17 protein-coding genes are annotated in these 18597 nt (G+C 47.1%); 16 read left to right on the forward strand and 1 reads right to left on the reverse strand.

What is annotated here, in order from left to right:
* Nucleotides 1-54 precede the first annotated feature (54 nt).
* From NC796_RS15850 to NC796_RS15865, 4 genes are all read left to right on the forward strand, one after another.
* The gene (locus tag NC796_RS15850) at nt 55-975 is read left to right on the forward strand and encodes a hypothetical protein (RefSeq protein WP_310685776.1); all 921 of its coding nucleotides are present in this window, start codon (nt 55-57) and stop codon (nt 973-975) included.
* A 135-nt stretch (nt 976-1110) separates the two neighbouring features.
* Nucleotides 1111-1569 (forward strand): hypothetical protein, encoded by a 459-nt coding sequence (locus NC796_RS15855; RefSeq protein WP_310685778.1) that lies wholly within the window; start codon nt 1111-1113, stop codon nt 1567-1569.
* 98 nt (nt 1570-1667) lie between these two features.
* On the forward strand, nt 1668-2324 hold the full coding sequence (locus NC796_RS15860) for a hypothetical protein (RefSeq protein WP_310685780.1): 657 nt from the start codon (nt 1668-1670) through the stop codon (nt 2322-2324).
* A 228-nt stretch (nt 2325-2552) separates the two neighbouring features.
* Nucleotides 2553-5252, forward strand: a complete 2700-nt coding sequence (locus NC796_RS15865; protein WP_310685782.1) for a UPF0182 family protein — start codon at nt 2553-2555, stop codon at nt 5250-5252.
* Nucleotides 5253-5335: 83 nt separating this feature from the next.
* Here the strand turns inward: NC796_RS15865 and NC796_RS15870 are convergent, their stop codons facing one another.
* On the reverse strand, nt 5336-6172 hold the full coding sequence (locus tag NC796_RS15870; protein ID WP_310685783.1) for a sulfotransferase: 837 nt from the start codon (nt 6170-6172) through the stop codon (nt 5336-5338).
* 273 nt (nt 6173-6445) lie between these two features.
* On the opposite strand from NC796_RS15870, the gene NC796_RS15875 reads away from it, so the two are divergent.
* The 12 genes from NC796_RS15875 to NC796_RS15930 all read left to right on the forward strand — a co-directional run.
* A complete protein-coding gene (locus tag NC796_RS15875; protein ID WP_310685784.1) occupies nt 6446-7588 on the forward strand; it encodes a GNVR domain-containing protein in 1143 nt (380 codons plus the stop codon).
* A gap of 83 nt (nt 7589-7671) precedes the next feature.
* Nucleotides 7672-9111 carry an oligosaccharide flippase family protein gene (locus NC796_RS15880; protein ID WP_310685786.1) on the forward strand — a complete coding sequence of 480 codons (1440 nt, stop codon included), beginning with the start codon at nt 7672-7674 and terminating at the stop codon, nt 9109-9111.
* Nucleotides 9104-9694 carry an acyltransferase gene (locus tag NC796_RS15885; RefSeq protein WP_310685788.1) on the forward strand — a complete coding sequence of 197 codons (591 nt, stop codon included), beginning with the start codon at nt 9104-9106 and terminating at the stop codon, nt 9692-9694. The genes NC796_RS15880 and NC796_RS15885 overlap by 8 nt, the downstream gene beginning before the upstream one ends.
* A 12-nt stretch (nt 9695-9706) precedes the next feature.
* Complete coding sequence (locus NC796_RS15890; RefSeq protein WP_310685789.1) at nt 9707-10690, forward strand: sulfotransferase domain-containing protein; 984 nt, start codon at nt 9707-9709, stop codon at nt 10688-10690.
* A 9-nt stretch (nt 10691-10699) separates the two neighbouring features.
* On the forward strand, nt 10700-11593 hold the full coding sequence (locus NC796_RS15895) for a glycosyltransferase (protein ID WP_310685791.1): 894 nt from the start codon (nt 10700-10702) through the stop codon (nt 11591-11593).
* Between the two features lie 9 nt (nt 11594-11602).
* Nucleotides 11603-12769 carry a glycosyltransferase gene (locus NC796_RS15900; protein WP_310685793.1) on the forward strand — a complete coding sequence of 389 codons (1167 nt, stop codon included), beginning with the start codon at nt 11603-11605 and terminating at the stop codon, nt 12767-12769.
* A complete protein-coding gene (locus NC796_RS15905) occupies nt 12762-14060 on the forward strand; it encodes a hypothetical protein (protein WP_310685794.1) in 1299 nt (432 codons plus the stop codon). Before NC796_RS15900 ends, NC796_RS15905 begins: the two co-directional genes overlap by 8 nt.
* Nucleotides 14020-14952 (forward strand): sulfotransferase domain-containing protein, encoded by a 933-nt coding sequence (locus NC796_RS15910; protein ID WP_310685797.1) that lies wholly within the window; start codon nt 14020-14022, stop codon nt 14950-14952. The genes NC796_RS15905 and NC796_RS15910 overlap by 41 nt, the downstream gene beginning before the upstream one ends.
* A complete protein-coding gene (locus NC796_RS15915) occupies nt 14945-15991 on the forward strand; it encodes a glycosyltransferase family 1 protein (RefSeq protein WP_310685800.1) in 1047 nt (348 codons plus the stop codon). The genes NC796_RS15910 and NC796_RS15915 overlap by 8 nt, the downstream gene beginning before the upstream one ends.
* Nucleotides 15992-16998: 1007 nt before the next feature.
* Nucleotides 16999-17334, forward strand: coding sequence for a DUF4469 domain-containing protein (locus tag NC796_RS15920; protein WP_310685802.1), 336 nt, complete (start codon nt 16999-17001; stop codon nt 17332-17334).
* 309 nt (nt 17335-17643) lie between these two features.
* On the forward strand, nt 17644-17808 hold the full coding sequence (locus tag NC796_RS15925; protein WP_310685803.1) for a hypothetical protein: 165 nt from the start codon (nt 17644-17646) through the stop codon (nt 17806-17808).
* A gap of 263 nt (nt 17809-18071) precedes the next feature.
* On the forward strand, nt 18072-18597 hold a 526-nt coding region (locus tag NC796_RS15930; protein ID WP_310685805.1), incomplete at its 3' end, for a hypothetical protein.

An 18597-nucleotide genomic window follows, 5' to 3' on the forward strand; every position in this document is an offset into this window, starting at 1 on the left:
TATTCTAGGTCTAACTGCTTGTTAATCAAATACTAACAAAAACTATTGGAATCCATGTCAAAGACAAGACGCTCTTTAATACGCAATGTTGTAGGCACAGTGGTGATAGCGGCAATCTTGATCTCCTGCGGTGGAGGTGATGGACAGGAATCGTCGGAAGCGGGTGGACAGGCATCAACCATCCAAGATACAACTAATGTTGTAGCAAGTGTAACAGGGCTCTCAGGCCCCGAATCGGTTCGTTATGACCCGGATCAGGATGTTTATTTTGTAGCCAATTTTAACGGTTCGAATTCAGACAGGGATGCCAACGGTTTTATCAGCAAAATAGCTTCTGATGGAACCATACAGGAGTTGCAGTTTATGACCGGCACAGAGGAGGCTCCGATGCATGTTCCGAGAGGAATGTATATAACAGGTGATACACTGTGGGCTGTCGATACCGATGGTGTGCACGGCTTCAATAGGATGACAGGTGAGCAGGTCACTTTTGTTGACTTCACCTCTTTTGAGATCGGCTTCCTGAACGACGTGGTACAAGGACCGGACGGAGCGTTATATGTAACTGATACTTTTCAGCCTCGACTCTACAAAATTACCAATTCCATTCCAACGATCGTACAAGACTCCCTGCCTTATTCTCCCAACGGCATTACAATCAGCGAGAATGGCCAACACTTGATTTTGTGTCCATGGAACGGTGTGCAGACCTTCCGTGGCTGGTTCCCGGCCGATTCCACCCTTAAGGAGCTGAAAACATACTCTACTGGTGGCAATTTTGATGGTGTCGAGATCGTCAACGGCAACTGGGTAGTATCAAGCCAGATGGACTCCACTATTAAGTGGGGGGATGAAACGATCATACGTACACCTGGTCGACCGGCTGACATTGGCATCGACACGCAGCGTAATCACGTAGCGGTCCCATATATTGATCTTGATCGCGTCGACATCTGGGCTTTACCTAGCGAGTAGTAATCAACCAGAGATATCAATAATATTACAGGGGAATGTCGTCTATTATGATGGCGTTCCCCGTTTTTTTTTGAATGAATTTCTCCCTCCTATCTGTTATGATTGGTAACTAAAATAAAATCAAAGAAGAGGACAATGAATCTGGCAAAATCAAGCAAAATTGATGAACACCTGGTCAATATCATTCATGAGGGAACACAACAGCACAGATCCAGTTTTGACCTGTCGGTGGCTGAAATTCACTCCTTTGCTTCGCCCGGTTCACTGGATTTTGGCGGCAGTGAATTTGAATCCGCCACTACCATGCCTGTAAAACCCAAGAAACGGAACCAAGGAGATGATTATGGCTGGTGGAACCTGGAAGAAGGACATTACAAAGCCATTTTTAATGAACAGATAACTGACAACGAGGATATCCTGGTCATCATTTCTCCTCACCGACATGCTAGTGAAGCTGGTATTATTGCAGGAACGAATGTAATTACAGGAGAAACCGACACCGGTAAACTGGCGTTAAATTTTAGAGTGCCTTCAGTAGGTTGTAAAATTAAAGAAAACGCCCGTTTTGCTACGCTGCATATCATGGAGGTATGACCCCGGAATTACACTGGATTTGTACGGTTTAAGGAGCCTCCAGGACCGGCTTTAATTTGATATATCAGTTAACTGAAGAACATTAAACCAATAACATCATGGCATACGGAGAACATTGGGAATGGCGGGGATTCGGTGGTATTAGCCCGCGATTTGCAAAAGCATACCTGTTGCTGCCCGGATTTTATGACACTCACACCGTGGTAGACCGGTACGTATGGATACCGGGACTAGATGTCAACGCCAAGTTTCGCAAAGGAGAAGAAAGTGGGTTCAAATTTAAACGGTTGAAGCAACAGCAAGGCAACTTTGAAGTGTGGCTCGAGGATGAAGACGAGCTGTACGAGTTTCCCCTTGAACCTGAAGCCTGGGGCGCTCTGGGACAGATGTTACAGGATGTAGATATAGAACTGCCCTCCTATCCTGCTACTCCGCCGGATCGTGAAGACACCGCCCGGATCCTGGAAGATGTCGGATGCAAGATTATTTCGGTGACCAAGGAGCGGGAGACACGAAAGCTGGAAAACACCGATGGCACGGTATTGGTTGAGTGGGCCTCAATAAAATCACCCCAGCCCTGCACATCAATTGGCCTTGAAACCTACTCTGATGAATCGGATGTTGACCTTTCTAACGAGCAGTCGTTGCACCTTATCAAAGAAGCCCTTGACTACCTTGATATTCAAAACCAGCCTCTCCTCCCTATGAACTATTTGGATGCTGTAAAACAATGGGCCAGAGAAAATAAGATTTAAGCGTTCTGTTTACTACCTTACGGGCAGGTACTCATTTATAAATCTTAATGCGTTGAGTGTTAGTATTACTTCTGATTCGAGGAAGGAACGGAATTATGTGTTTTATGCACATCCATATCATGGGAATTATTCCCGCGAAAATGGTAAGGGCACTCCGTTCAGCTTCGTACTCCTTACCACTCAACAGATCAGTCTCATTAACAAACTATGGCAAACCAGCTTAGCAGCATGAAGAAACAACTGGGATTCGGCGTACTTTTTCTACTGTTTATAATCCTGTTATCCTTCTCAGACTGGATTATGGAATGGATCTGGCTCGATAACCTCGGTTATGAGCAGGTTTTTATGACTATTAAAACCACTCAGATCCTTTTGCTGGCGGGTGCCCTGCTTGTGGCGCTGCTTTATGTGCTACCCAATATGCACTTTCTTGCCAAACAGTTTCCCAGCTTTAGTTTTGGGAATTCCCCACTGGGTCAGCTTGACCTAAGCCGTTTCAATGAAAGTCAATTTCGGAAGGTGCTGTTTGGTATAGGGACACTAATAAGTCTCTTCTTTGCCTTTGCTTTTTTCATGCGCTGGGATACCTATTTCCGTTTCCACTGGAATGAAACCTTTAACCAAGTGGACCCCGTCTTTGGAAATGACCTGGGATTCTACCTGTTCAGGCTGCCATTTATAGAGATCATACAAAACAGTATGATTGTGTTGGTCTTCTTTATCACCTTCCTGTTGCTGCTGGTCTATATCTATTCCGGGGCTCTCAGCATACAGGGCAAATCCGGAATTATGGCCCGTTCCGGCATCACCAAGCACCTCAGTCTGAACGTCGGCTTCTGGCTGCTGCTTCTCTCATGGGGCTACTACCTGGAGCGGTACCGGCTGCTCTACAGCGAGAGTGGAGTCGTCTACGGTGCCAGCTACACCGATATCTACGTGCAACTGCCAGTATTGTGGATACTCTGTTTCGCCACTCTCCTGCTGGCGCTTATAGCATTCTTCCAAATTTATAAACGGCAGTTCCGCCTGCTGATGATCGGAGGCGTTGTCACGGTGGGTATCGGCATACTGGGATTGGGAGTGCTCCCGGCAGCAGTCCAGAAATTTATCGTAGAGCCCAATGAGCTGGAGCTTGAGACACCCTATATGGAAAACAATATCGAGCAGACCCGCCAGGCCTATGATCTTGATTCCATCACCGAAAGAAACTATGACGCCGGTGGCTCCCTGACCTGGGAGAAGCTCCAGGATAATCAAGCCACGCTGGATAATATCCGCCTCTGGGATCCCAGACTGCTGATCCAGACCTACCGTCAGCTGCAGGAAATCAGGCTTTATTACCAATTTTTCAATGTGGATGTCGACCGTTATCACACCAATGAGGGGTACCTCCAGATGATGCTCTCGGCCCGTGAGCTCTCCAATGACCTCCCGGAACAAGCCGACACCTGGGTGAACCGCCACCTGCAGTATACCCACGGCTATGGACTGGTGATGAGCCCCGTGGCGCAGGAAGGCCAGCAGGGCGATCCCCGCCTGGTGATCAAGGACCTCCCTCCGGTCTCTGAACTCAATCTCGAAGTAACCCAGCCCTCCATCTATTACGGCGAAAACGATCCGGGTTATAAAATCGTCAATACCGACGTGCAGGAGTTGGACTACCCCAAGGGTGACGAGAATGTGTACACCAGCTACGATGGTGAGGGAGGCGTCTCGATCGACAATTTCTTTGAGAAGTTGTTGTATGCCTACCAGTTCGGTGACATGAATATGTTGCTTACCGACTACATCCGTGATGGTAGTAAAATACAGTTCTGGCGAGGCGTCCAGGAACGGGTCCGGAGAATAGCTCCCTTCCTACGGTTTGAAGACGATCCCTACCTGGTGCTGAGTGACGGTAAGCTCTACTGGATGCAGGATGCCTATACGACCTCCAAAGATTATCCCTACTCGGAGACGTCAATAAGTGGCATCAACTATATCCGCAATTCTGTAAAGGTCGTGGTCGATGCCTACAACGGCTCAGTGGACTTTTACGCTGTGGATGAAGATGATCCGGTGCTGAAAGTGTATCGTGATATCTTTCCCGATATGTTCAAAACGCTTGACGAGATGCCGGAAGGGTTTAAAGATCATGTCCGTTATCCCAAAACCCTCTTTGAGATCCAGATGGAGATGTACAACACCTATCACATGACGAACCCTCAGGTGTTTTACAACAACGAAGACCTTTGGACACGCCCCAATGAGAAATACGGTGGAGAGCAGTTAAAAATGGAGCCCTATCCACTGCTGACGAAGCTCCCCGGGGAAGAGGAACTTCAGTACGTGACCATAAGCCCGCTTACGCCGAATAACCGTGACAACATGATCGCCTGGATGGTCGCACGGTCCGACTTCCCGTACTATGGACAAGTAGAGGTATTCAAGCTACCGAAAGAGCGGCTGATTCTGGGGCCGGCACAGATTGAGGCCAAGATTGACCAAGACACCGACATATCACGCCAGCTCTCTCTTTGGGACCAGCGTGGCTCGCAGGTGATACGCGGTAACCTGATGGTGCTCCCTATTGAAGACGCATTCCTCTATGTCGAACCGGTCTTCCTTATTGCCGATGACCTCGATATTCCTCAACTACAGCGTGTTATTGCCACGACGGGTGAGCGGGTAGTGATGGAGCCGACGCTTGATATGGCCCTGGAGCAGCTCTTTGGCAAGAGCCCGCCTACCCCAGTAACCCCGCAACCCATCGCCGCACAGGCCGACACCACCACCATGTCGACGGCACAGGTTATCCCGGCTTCTACCCAGGAATTCAATGAAGTGCAGAAGTTATGGGAAGAAGCCCAGCAGGCTCTAAATAACGGTAATTGGCAACAGTGGGGCGAAAAGATGGACCAAATCAAAGAGTTGCTCGGACAGAACTGAGAGTCTTGAAGGTTGAAAGTCCAATATCAAAAAGTCGAAGGTCGGTGTGGCTGAAAATGTTGAAAGGTTGATCAATGCAACCTTCAGTTTACCAGAGAGGTATGGGCAAAGGCGATGTCCCGTTCTGCGAAATCGGCCAACGCTTCCATATCATCCTGCAAAAATTGACGAACACGCCGTTCATCATCGGGATTTATCGTCGGCTTTTTGACTTTCGTTCGTGTCATCCTTTTTATCGGGTTCTTAACAGCATCCGGAACCAGCCCTTTCAACATCTTTATACCCGGGCTCTCCAGGATATACCAGCTTAGTCGACTTTTTTTAAGCTTGGCGCTTGTTTGGTGTTGTACGGAATCATATGCTGGATTATAATAGGAAGCATCCACGCCAATAAATTCAAATATATATTGCAGGGTTTCCCGCCGTTGATCCTTAAGCTCATACGAAGGGACCACCAGGATCTGATCTTTATCATAGTAGCCCAGGTAGTGCTCCAGTTGCCAATAATAACGACTGCACAAAACGTAATGATTGTCCTCCAGCTCTTCTAACGCCTCAGTAAGGCTTCTCGCTTCGCGACCTTCACTATAATTATGTGTGTAGTGAGAAATGATTCGCTCCACAGGGTCCCTCACCAGGTAGATCAGCTTTATATCGGGCAAGAGTGCATGCATCCGCCCAGGGACATTTTCAAAATAGTGCGCTTTAGAATAGTTAGGGGAAGCCTCTCCATGGATCTTCCCCTCCTCTGTAAATTGATCAGAATACCACTCCGGGCCCTTATCAAAATTGTTTTCAGCCACAAAATAGTCCAGCTCTTTAACATCTGACATCTCTACCTCAGGATGCCTATTCAAATAATGATAAAGACTGGAGGTGCCGCATTTCATTGCACCTATTATGATAAAGTTGGGATACAAGTTATTTTAAATGTAGTTAAACTAGTATTTCAACCAGAAAATTTCCGCTTACTACAAGATTCCATGGAATTAATACTTAACATTATTCTTAGAGGGAAATCATTTATTAATTGTTCCTGAGACGGAACATTATGTGAAATTACCGGTACTTTTCAATAAGAGTTTCTGGTAATCGGGTTATAACAATCTTATTCACCTTAAAAGTCTAACGTCCTGGATAACTCAAGCGACCATAAAAATTCTGATCAAGATGACAGGGGTAGCGGGGAGCAGTTGTATCGACTCGTCCCTGTAGAAGAGAGCAAGAGATACGATTTTAGCACTATAAGTTTATTTGACCTATTTCGTTATTATTTGGAAGAACGGCGCATCTTTTACTGGTGTATAGGCCTGTTCTTGGCAATCGGGCTTTTCTTTGCCTTTACAAGTCCCGTGGAATATGAAACAAGGGCCACCATTATTCCTGAGTATGATATGCAGGATAAAGTAAATCAGCTTGTAGAACGGTATGGCCTTATTTTTGGGCTGACAGAAGGGTTAAGCGGGAATGAAGCCCCACCCACTTTTCTATTACGACTTTATCCCTACATGGTGGAAAGCGTCCGGTTTAAACAGCAACTAATTCGTCGCCCATTTGACTACAGTGAGGTCGATTCGAGTATCACGCTCTATGATTACTTTACGGATTTCGATCGTCCTTCCGTTTTTGAAACAATCCACCGCTATACCCTTGGGCTCCCGGAGTTGTTAAGTCAGTCTGACGAATCCCGATCCAGGTTCGAGTCTGTGCCTATTTATACGACCCGTGATTCTCTTAATGATACAACTGTTGTCACCCGCTTCCCGATTCTGGATATCCCCGCCCATGAACAAAGTGTCATCAATAAAGTGAATAACCGGGTCAATGCAAGCTATGAACGACAAACAGGCATCATAACAATAAGGGCTAAAATGCCCACACCTGAGCTAGCTGCTACCGCAGTACAGCTTACTCTCCAAGAACTATACGAACAAGCCAGTGCCTATAAAACAGAAAAGGGGCGATTGTACATGGATTTTTTGAATCGACAGCTTGACCTGGCCGGCCAAAGCCTAAAAGATGCCAGAGAGGCGCTTATGGAATTCAATCAAACTGAAAACCAACCCTTGAATGAAAGAATGCGATTGCAAAGCAATTATGAGGAGAGCCTTGATCGCTACAATACCGTCCTCAGGCAGCGCAACCGTCTGGAATCAAACATCCAGGAACAACTGCCTCCGTTCCGTATTCTAGACGACATCACCATTCCCGGTACAAAAAGCGAGCCGAATCGAAAACTAATCATAATACTCAGTTTGCTTACGGGGTTCTTCATGGCCTTGGGCTGGACAACAGTCGTTTTCCTGAAGTCTAAGCTTTCACAAAATTCAACATAAACCGTTAACGGTTGTTATCTGACCAATGCGTAATTTCCTGATAAACTTTCAACTCTGCCTAATACCGTTAAGGTTTACGGTTTATGAACAGTAATGACCTCAAGAAAAAATCACTTTCATCGGTCAAGCTCCTCGCGGTGCCTCTGGGACTCAAGTACCTGATCAAGTTTGCCCAGACCCCGGTATTGGCCATTTTTCTATCGCCGGCAGATTTTGGAATTTGGGGGCTGGTAAATGTTTTGATTACAGCACTGGAGAGCCTGACCGAGGTGGGAATACAAAAACTGTTGATCCAGAGAAAAACAGTAGAGAAGGGGTTTATCAAATCAGTATGGGGATTTATGATCCTGCGCGGCCTCTTCATTACTGCCACCGCACTGTTGATAGTCCCCTATTACGCCTCGTTCGTAAACTCCGCAGACAGCCAGTTTATCTTTACACTCGCCATCGTCGTGCCAACAATACAGTCGTTAACTACGCCCGCACTCTACCTGGCGGAACGGGACATCGAATTCAAAAATATTGCCCGGTTCGATGCACTGGAGCAGATCATCTTCTTCATTATCGTGGTTGTATTGGCTTTTATCTACCGCAGTGTGCTGGCCATGGTCGCGGCCCTTCTCATTGTAGAGGGCATCAAGGTGCTGATGAGCTACCGGTTTTTTGGCATACCGGCCAAACCACGATTGCCCGAATGGAAATACGTGAAAGAGATATTCTCTCACGGCAAACATTTTTTCCTTATCTCACTCGGAACGTTTATTACCATTCAATTAGACAATTTGACGGTTGGCAAGCTCCTTGGCAGCGATATTCTCGGTTATTATGTAATTGCTTATACACTGATCAATGTAGTCATAACCGTCATCCGAAAATTATTTGGCCGGGTGCTGTTCCCGTTTTACACAAAGCTTGTTGAGGGCGATAAACAGGCACACAAGAAGATAAACAGGATCCTGGAGGATCAATTCCTGCTGTTGTGTATCTTGTTTGGTCTCATGTTCATCATGGCCCCACCACTGATAGAGCTGTTATTTGATGAGCGGTGGGTCCAGGCCATCCCGATCATTCAGATACTCACACTGACCGGGCTCCTGCGCGGAATGGGCAACCTTGTGGTACCGATGTTCCTGGCCGAAAAGAAACAAAATATCCTGGCTGCGGGTAGAATGATAGAGGTAATAACGTTTTTACCGTTTATTTACTTCCTGACAATCCAGTATGATGCGATTGGAACCGCTTTTGGCGTGGGAATTATATTCCTGGTTGCAATGATCTATCGAATAGTTATGGCACATCGGTTATTTGATCTCGAAGTGTTCAAAAGTAGTACCATGCTTTTCATCGCAGCATTTGTACTGTTAATTTGTTTCGCTTTTATCACTTTAATTTACTTTGAGTCATATTACTATCTTATTGAATTCATTGGGATTCCATTATTGATAGCCTCTGTGTTAATACACTTTTATCGGAAGGGAAAAACTGTAAACTACTTTTTAAAAGAATATTTCCAATATGCTTAAGGAAATCGCACGCTATTTTGCAAGACGTATCGGGGCTTTCTTCTACAAGCTTGTAGAGCAGGGAGAGAAACATGTAATTGCAAAAGAGAACCGCAAGCTTATCCAGAGCTCCAAAAATTGTAGTCCCGACCTCCGTATAAACGGTAGAGTTAAAAAGTTCTCCGGGTTTGAAAATGCTGTGATTGAGAAAAATGTTCATATAGGAGACAATGTTCATATTCGGGCAGAAGGTGGACTCTTTATTGGAGAAAACACCCATATCAGCCGAAATTTTGTATGCTATACCATGAATCACGACTACGAGGGAAAGCGCCTGCCGATCGATGATAATGATGTGCACAAACCCGTCCACATCGGCAAGAATGTATGGATCGGGATGAACGTGGTTGTTGCACCGGGCACCACCATTGAAGATGGCGTCATCGTGGGAGCGGGATGCACAGTAGCCGGACACGTCCCCGCCCTTTCGATTATTGGTAATCCCAAATATCGAACCCTGAAAATGCGTGATGAAGAGCACTACAACCGGCTTGAAAGAGAAGAAAAATATGGCGGAATCAGTGGCAGACCAGTTGAAGATTAGGTAATCTTTCACATGAGCTTTAAAGAGAAAATACTTCGGATCCTGAGGAGACTATTTTATGGCTGGCACCGCAAAGCAGAAAAACGGTACCGGCAACTGAACCGGGCGTTACTGCGCTCCCTCTCCGGGGAGACCGACCCCATCGCCTCTGCCCCGCTGGTTACCAATCGGAGAACAAGTGAAGAATGGCGGTCACTGAGTCCCCTTTGGGTACTTTCCACCGGCCGGACGGGGACAAACACGCTTACCGAGCTCTTCCGACTGTCTCCCAAAATAGACGCCTACCATGAGCCGAGTCCCGAGTTATTTCAACTTTCCCACGACTATTTCATGGAAAATATAAATGATAAGCAGGCTCTGTTAGCCTTGATGTATGCCCGGGATGAATGGGTGTTTCGAAGTTTTCGTGACGGCTATATTTATGTAGAAACAAATAACCGGGTCACCTACCTGTCAGATCTGCTGCAAAAACTCTTCCCAAAAAGTAAATTTCTCTACCTTCACCGGAATCCCTATGATTTTATCCGCTCGGGAATGCGAAGAAGATATTATGAGGAACACCTAAGGGATGCAGATCGAATTACACCAATGTCGGGAGACGAATTCTATGACGAATGGCAGTCATTCTCAACAATTGAGAAGGTAGCCTGGAACTGGAGAACAGTTAACCAGCACTCCATCGATTTCCTGGCGGATCTTCCCGATAAACAAAAAATGGTATTGTCTTCTGAGAGCCTGTTCAATGCAGACAAAACCCAGGTAGATGCCCTTTTTGATTTCATTGTTTCCGCGGATTACCGTCCATCATACACTGAAGCCCAAAAAGTATTGGATACCAAGCACAATGCCCAAAAGGAAGGGGCATTTTCCAAGCCCGGCGACTGGACCGACGAACAGATCGCGGGAGTAGACCGGATCATCCGGCCCGTTGCCGAGCAACTCTCTTATAAACTGTTCAGTTCATCTTCTTCCGAACCAAAGCTGCATTCCAAATAGGTAATCGAGATGGACAAGCCCTTTGTATCGGTCGTAACGCCTGTATTTAATGCCGAGGATACCATTGAGGCATTTCTCAATGCTGTTACAGACCAGAGCTATCCCCGTGAGGATTATGAAGTGATCGTCGTCGACAATGGTTCCACTGACAACACCATGCAGTTGATTGAGGAATTCCAGGAAGTCCGTCTCCTGGAGCGGACTGATACCCAAACGCCGTATGCTGCACGAAACACCGGTTTAGAGGCCGCCGTTGGCGAAGTATTGATACTGCTGGATGTGAACTGCACACCCCGCCATCACTGGCTGGAAGAGGGCATAAAATGCCTTTCAAAACAAGGAACTGACCTGGTTGGTGGAAAGGTTTCCTTCATGTATTCCGAGGAGGAAACACTGGGTGAATGGTATGACTCCCTCCTGTTTGTTGATATGGAAGACCTGATTGATCGAGGCGATTCCTGTGCCGCAGGCAACTTGTTTTTTAAACGCAAGGTGTGGGAAAAAGTGGGACGATTCCCGGAAACTGAACGATCGGGCATGGACCTGTACTGGACCAAAAAGGCGACCAGGGAGGGATTTAAGTTGAAGTATTGCGAAGGGGCCGAGGTAAGATACCCGGCCAGGAAACTGAAGCCATTACTCAAGAAAGTATTCCGCGTGGGCACCGGGCAGCCAAAGGTTTGGCTGGAAAATGGGATGTCTCCCATCAAGATGTTCCTGCTCATTTTTTATCAAATCATTCCGCCCGGACTATCTACACTCAAACAAAAGATAAAAAGGCGCGGTAAAGAGGAAATGAAAGAGAAATTGGGGGCGCTTTGGCTGATTCACTACCTGCAGCAGCTCACCATATCACTGGGTTGGGCCAAAGGATTTATTCGCTATTACAGCCCAAAGTCGTAACATCATCATATGAAGATTATATTCCTGAGCCATACTTCACGAGATTCTGTATTCAAGGTGGGCAGCTATCACCTGTCGAATGAGTATGCCCGTATGGGACACCAGGTGCTGTATGTGGCCTCTTCCCTCTCTCCTTTTCATTTTTTCAATGTGGGTGGGCTCAGGGAGCCTGAATACCGGGAATCCATCAAAAATCGCCTGCGGTATGTGTCGCCCCAAAAAGATGAGAATGGTGTTATCAATTTAACTCCTTTTGTCCCGATCCCCTTCAACAAGGGAATATTCAGCAATCCAAAATTGGCTATAGACCGCTCGGTAACATTAAATGGCATCCCCAAAAAGCTGAAGGATGTTGAGTTTGACCAGGTGGATCTGGTAATACAGGATAGGCCAGAACTTTTCTATATAAAAAACTTTATTCATTGCAACCATTGGATCTACAGACCTACTGATGATTATAGTCTCATGTCTCGTGGTCCCGGGAAAGAGGCGATGCAGGCATTGGAAAAAGAGATATGCAACTACGCTAACCAAGTAATTGTAACCTCGGAACCACTCCGCCAGGTGTTTTTGGAAAGATATAACGTGAGTCCCTCGGTGGTCCGGAATGGAGTTGCTTCCTCACACTTTCAACAACAGCGAAAGATCCCCCCCGAGTACAGAGGGATTGATAAACCGGTCATCCTGTATGTAGGGAGTCTGGATAAGCGTTTCGACCTGGATCTTTTGCTAGCGACAGCCAAACAATCCCCCGATTACCACTTTGTCATTGTTGGGCCGGGCGGCAAAAAAGCAATTCCCAGCAGCATAGATAACATTTCTGCTCTTGGTCCCAAGCCGTTTGCAGATGTACCGGCCTACATGCAGCATGCAGATGTGGGGATCCTGCCGCTAAAATTAATTGAGGCCAACCATGCCCGTTCTCCCATGAAAATATATGAGTACGGGATTTGCGGACTCCCGGTCGTAAGCACACCGTTGAGAGAACTGGAAGCACGTGAGGAAGACTTTGTTTTCTTTGCAACTACCCCCCACCAATTCGATGAACAGATAAATCATTGCATTAGATTTAAACAACATTTAGCCCAAAAAGCCAAACGGGCATCCCAGGACAAATCATGGCAGTCAAAAGCGAAACAAATCCTTGAACTCGCAGATATCAACGCCTATGATTGATAACACTGTAACATATTCATCACAGGACCAGATTCTCGGGCGTTCGTTTATCGACGGATTCTTCAAGATTTGGGCTCTGGTGTTGCCTGTCACTTCGGTCCTGGTGTTTCCTTCGGTACAAGGCACCACACCGGCCTACATCATGGCTTTCCTTTCCCTGCCGGTGATCCTTTTCTCCGCTCAAATTCGAGAGATCAGGCGATATCTTTTTATTGTCATGCTTATTTCCATAGGCTATATCCTGCTCAACGTGGTAAGCCAGTTTTTTCTATCGCTTTATGGGCATCTTGACCTGAGTTCCCTGCCGATGGTCGAATCCTTACAATTCTCAGATGCCCTGTTGCTTCGTTCCACCCTGTTCACCCAAACGCTCTACCTGGCGGCCAGCTTAATGACGTTCCTTTTTGTCTGGCACTGGTATCGCCCGGAATGGGATCACTATATTTTCGCCGGCATACTCCTGCTTGTAGCCTATGGATTCTATGAAGTAGTCTATTACTGGCTGACGGGTACGTCCGGTGACTTTCTTACCAACAGGGTTTTCAATGAACGCCATCCGGGCAGCCTTTCCCAAACGATAGAAATTTCCGGGATCAAAACGCTTCGTATGAAAAGCCTGACCGGGGAAGCCTCGATGTTTGCCTTTACCGTGCTCCCCTACTGGATCTATGCACTGCACACCAAGCGTTACCTTATCGGCGCTGTCCTTACCGGGGCGCTGCTATTGTCGACTTCCACTACCGCTATCCTGGGGATGGGATTGTATGGCCTCATCCTGGTGTTTTCAGGACGAATTAACACCAAATACCTGCTGGCCGGAGGAATTGCCGGGACCATTGCCGTTGCAGTGAAGTTCCAGGCATTCTGGGGCATCTTTGACCAGCTGATTCTTCGAAAACTTTCCGCAGAGTCCCTTTCCGGGATCACACGTTTTTCCAACCTGTACGACTGTGTAACATTTTGGGGGGACGCCCCCTTCCCCACAAAACTATTTGGGCTTGGATTTGGATACGTCCGATCCACCGACTTTTTCTCCACCATACTGGTCAATAACGGGCTGGTCGGTCTTGGTATCTTGTTGTTGGTCTTTGGATATCCTGTACTTGCGCTACGGGAATCGGATAAAGAATTTGGACTCAAATGTGCGCTGGTCATCATTGCCTTCACCATGCTGGCGTCCGTGCCGGAATATATGTACCTGCCCGTCTGGCTGTTCCTGGGAATATCATATAACTATTTGAATCACCGCTATGCTGAACCTTCGCAATACCTTTATCGTCGGGGCGGCTAAGTCCGGCACGACGGCCCTTTACTACCTGCTTAGTCAACACCCCGGGATTTGTACCCCCGTGGTAAAGGAACCCAATTATTTCAGCAATATTGAAAATAGCAGCGATCCGGTTCATCCGGGTAACGGTCCCGGTGATAACGGCACTGTCTGGACAGAAGACCAGGAAAGTTACCACAACCTCTATAGACCTGGGAAGGACCATACTATGAAGCTGGATGCTTCTGTTTCGTACCTGTATAGCACCACGGCAGCAGCACAAATTGCCAACTATGACCCGGAAAGCAACATTATCATCGTTTTGCGGAATCCCATAGAGCGGGCCTTCTCTCACTATAAACACCTGTTGCGGGACGGGCGTGAGACGGTGTCATTTACAGAGGCGCTGGATCTTGAAGAAAGCAGGATACAAAAGGGATGGGAGTTTTCGTGGCATCTAACAAGCATGGGGCTGTATAGCGATCAAATTCAGCGTTATTTAAATCATTTTGAACAGGAACAAGTTCGAATTTATCTGCTTGAAGATATTAAAAGTGACATCTCGCGCGTCGTCAATGAAATTACTGAATTTGTAGGGCTTGAGGCGTACAAGTATGATTTTCAACAGCAGGAACAGAATGAATCGGGAGTTGCTCGCAGCTGGCTGCTATCCCGGATGGTCAACTGGATTCTGGGCTATAAGGAACAGATAAATAAAGTTGTTCCACCCAGGATCTCTCATAAAGCCCTGCAGCTATTCAGGACACTGAACATACGTAAAAGTGACCTTGAAATTGCTGATGATACCCGAATGCGATTACTCGCTCTATTTGACGAAGATATCAGGGAGACCGGGGAGCTTATCGGGCGCAACCTCGATGCATGGCGAAATGAACTGATTCACAACGATGCGTAAACTGTATATCAACGGACATTTTCTTCAGCAGCAGCTGGCAGGTGTGCAGCGCTATGCCCGGGAAGTGATTAAGGGATTTGATCGCGGCGGGTATCCCTACCAAATAGTTGAGCCAACCGGGTTTTTCGCTTCCAACAGATTAGGACGCAACCTGTGGCAGCAGGTGGTACTGCCCACAAAAATAAACAGTGAGCATACCCTCTGGTCACCGGCCAACAACGGTCCTGTTTACTCAAACAATCATGTGATAACGCTACACGATATCGCCGTCTTTCCACACCCGGAATGGTTCTCCGCCTCATATGCGATCTGGAAAAGAACCCTCATCCCCAGGATTGCCCGGCGGGCCACAGGAATCCTCACCGTCTCCGAATTTTCGAAAAGCATTATCTGCAAACACCTGGATATTGCTCCCCAAAAGATCAAAGTAGTGTATAACGGGGTCGACAGTGACCGCTTTACCCACGCAGTTCCCTCGGCCGTAAAGCATGTACGCAGCAAGTACAACTTGCAGTCGCCCTATGTGCTAACGCTGGGATCACTTGATCCGAGAAAAAACTTTAAACGAACTGTCGAAGCCTGGAGGCTATGCAAAGAACAAGATAAGCTTCCAAATTTTGATCTCGTCATAGCCGGTGGCAGTAATGCGAACTTTCGCAATCTCGATCTCGACCTGTCCGACGAATCTATCAAGGTGTTGGGATATGTCGATGATGAGGACCTGCCGGCCCTGTATTCAGGTGCTGAGGCCTTCGTGCTGCCCTCTCTTTTTGAGGGGTTTGGGCTGCCCATAGTTGAGGCGATGGCGTGTGGAACGCCGGTCATAACCTCCAATACGACGGCACTGGATGAAATTGCGGGAGATGCTGCCGTAAAAGTCGATCCCTCTGATACGACATCAATATCAGAAGGAATACTTGAACTGTTGAATGCTCCTGCCCTCAAGGACAGGCTCAAGGTGCTGGGCACCCAGAGAGCGCGGGAGTTTAGCTGGGATAAATCGGCTAAGGAGATATATGATTACTTGGTTGAAGGTTGAAGGTTGAAGGTTTTAAGGTTGAGATGTTGAAGTGTTGAGTTGTTGAAACGTTGAGTTGTTGAAGGGATTCTTACTCACTTACAGTACTTGGGACCGTTCGCTCTTCGGCGGTACCCCAGGCTGACGCTCTGCGTCGAACGCCTCCATATCAACGAGGTTAGCGATCAGAGGGAGTTTAGGAGTCTGTCGGGCTTAGCCTAATCTACTGCGAACCATCCGAATTTGGCCAGATTTCGAGCTCTTTTTCGTTAAATAGCCCCACTATTCGCCTCAAAAGACCTCAAAATCTGACGCAAATTGGCTGATTCTCGTTACAATTCCCTAAATCCGACAGACTCCTGGTCTGATAATCTGCAGCTTGTTGGGGCACGATGCATCGTGCCCTTATCACTGAAAAAATGAATACCACAATGGGGTAAAAGATCCCAGTTGTCAATTAGGAGCCTAGTGTGGGTAGGAGGTTTTCAGTATTGACCGTCCCGGTCTTTGATTTATGACCCGCCCGGGCAAATACAGCGGAGGCGTTAAGAAAGAAATCTGTGACTCAAAATTTTGAACTGTTGAGATGTTGAATTGTTAATTAAAAGGTCGAAGGTCCTAAAGTCAAAGGTCAGAAGGTCGAAAGGTCTAAGGTCTGAAGGCTAGCATAAAAGTTTTTCCAAGTCTTCTTTATTAAATCCTAATGCTGTCTTCCGGCCTTAGATTCATGAACCGGCCGGGCAAATGAAGCGGTGGCGTTTAGAAAGAAACCGTGCAGGATATCCAACAAAGGTATCGCATGTTTCAAAGCAAATAGGAAAGAGTGACCCATTAGTAGAAGATCTCGGTTTCTTTTAGCCATAGCGAAATGCAGCCCAGGTGAATGAATCTTTTGCCGGTGATTTTTTGGGTTACTTTTTTTATCACTAAAAAAAGTAACACCCCTAACAGTAATAAGAGCAAAAAAAGAACAACCAGGGCACCAACAATCCAACCTCCCCTAACTACCCGATCCACCCGAAAACAAAGTGAGCCCCGCGAGCCCCGAACCCAAGCTGCAGCGATACTATAACAACGGCAGCGACACTAACAACGAGACGCTGACCCCGGGCTACACCGGCCGACTGGTGGGTGAACTGCTGAAGATAGACCCTGAAGATCCTGACCAGGGGCTATTCCTGGTCGCCTCGGACGGGGCCGAGACAGAAGTCGAGGAGTTCGTCGAAAACAGTCCCTCCGAGCTGGGCTTCCGGGTGCCCGATGGGTTGGCCAGCGGGGAGTACGCCATGGAGGTACGGGCCAAGCTGCATAACACGAACGATCTGCGGACCGGTACACTTAATGCGTCCCTAACCGTCACCTAATACAGGCCCATATACTCCTGGCGGCCGTATGACTATGAAACGGCATGCAGCCTTTTATATAAAAAACGGGCTCCCCTTATCGCTCAAAGGTAATATGATTACTGCTCAAGGTTCTTGACATTACTGCTCAAGACTCTTGACACTACTGCTCAAGATTCTTGAGCAGTAATCGATTTGCAAGCAGCCCTGTTTGGGCCTGCCCTCGGCGAGGTATCAGAAAGGCATGTTGGCGTTGAGCCGAGCAGGAACATTCCCCCTTAGAAGAGCCTGTCCCGAACACTTTCGGGAGGGCGCAGGGGGATGTAGCCCATGATGAAGCAGGTCCACCACGAACTGGTGGGCACCGAATTTTCCGACAACTCAAAAGAACAGGCTACAGCCAGGGCCAACCTGAGACTGCCGGTGAAAAGATCCCCCCTTTCTACGGTAGTTGGGAATTCATTTCCCCTTTTGAAAGAGCGACCTTTGAAATAATGTTTTTTGACCTCCCCGACACCTGCTGTGTACAAAAGAGGAGCTTGCAAAGAGGTGTTTCAACAGCCCCTTACCATTTTATATTATATCACAACATTATATCACACCGGTGAGCGATAATATTAAATAATCATAGGTTTATGTGCCCCAAGAGTGGATTGCAGCCCGAAAACAACCTTGAAGATAATATTATTATACAGTACCCTACTTGATATAACGCGTTTAGGGGTTAGATTTTTAATAATTCTAAAATAAGAAAGGCCATGCAAACGCTTGATAATCAATATCTTAGGAGTGTTAATCTTCATAAAAACACCCTGCGTATGCATGACCTCAAAGCCAATTTCGACAAAATTCTACCCATCGTCAATGAAACCTTGGCGGATTTCCTCAATTCTGATCTGGATGTACAATTTTATCCGAATACGCCCCGCATGCCAGATGCCCACATTATTAGTCTGGCCCTGTTGCAAGAGGTCCTGGGTATTGACAGTGAACACTGGTTTTGGAGTAAGCTGCAAGCCGATTACTCTCATGATTTTCCCACCTTGCCTCATCTGAGCTGCTATAATCGCCGCCGCAAACGGCTGGCCAGCTGGATCGAAAAACTGGCCCGCTTGTGGGCACGCCAGATTATTCCTTATGAAGACACCTACATGGTGGACAGCATCCCTGTACCCGTGGCTCATATTGCCCGTGAGCACTCCACATCGGTATGTCGCGAGTATTTCCATAGCGCTCCCGATAAAGGCTACAGTGCGATCACCGACCAGTACTATATCGGCTATA

This window comes from Aliifodinibius sp. S!AR15-10, from assembly GCF_031569985.1.
In the GTDB taxonomy this organism is placed as follows: domain Bacteria; phylum Bacteroidota; class Rhodothermia; order Balneolales; family Balneolaceae; genus JAMQKA01.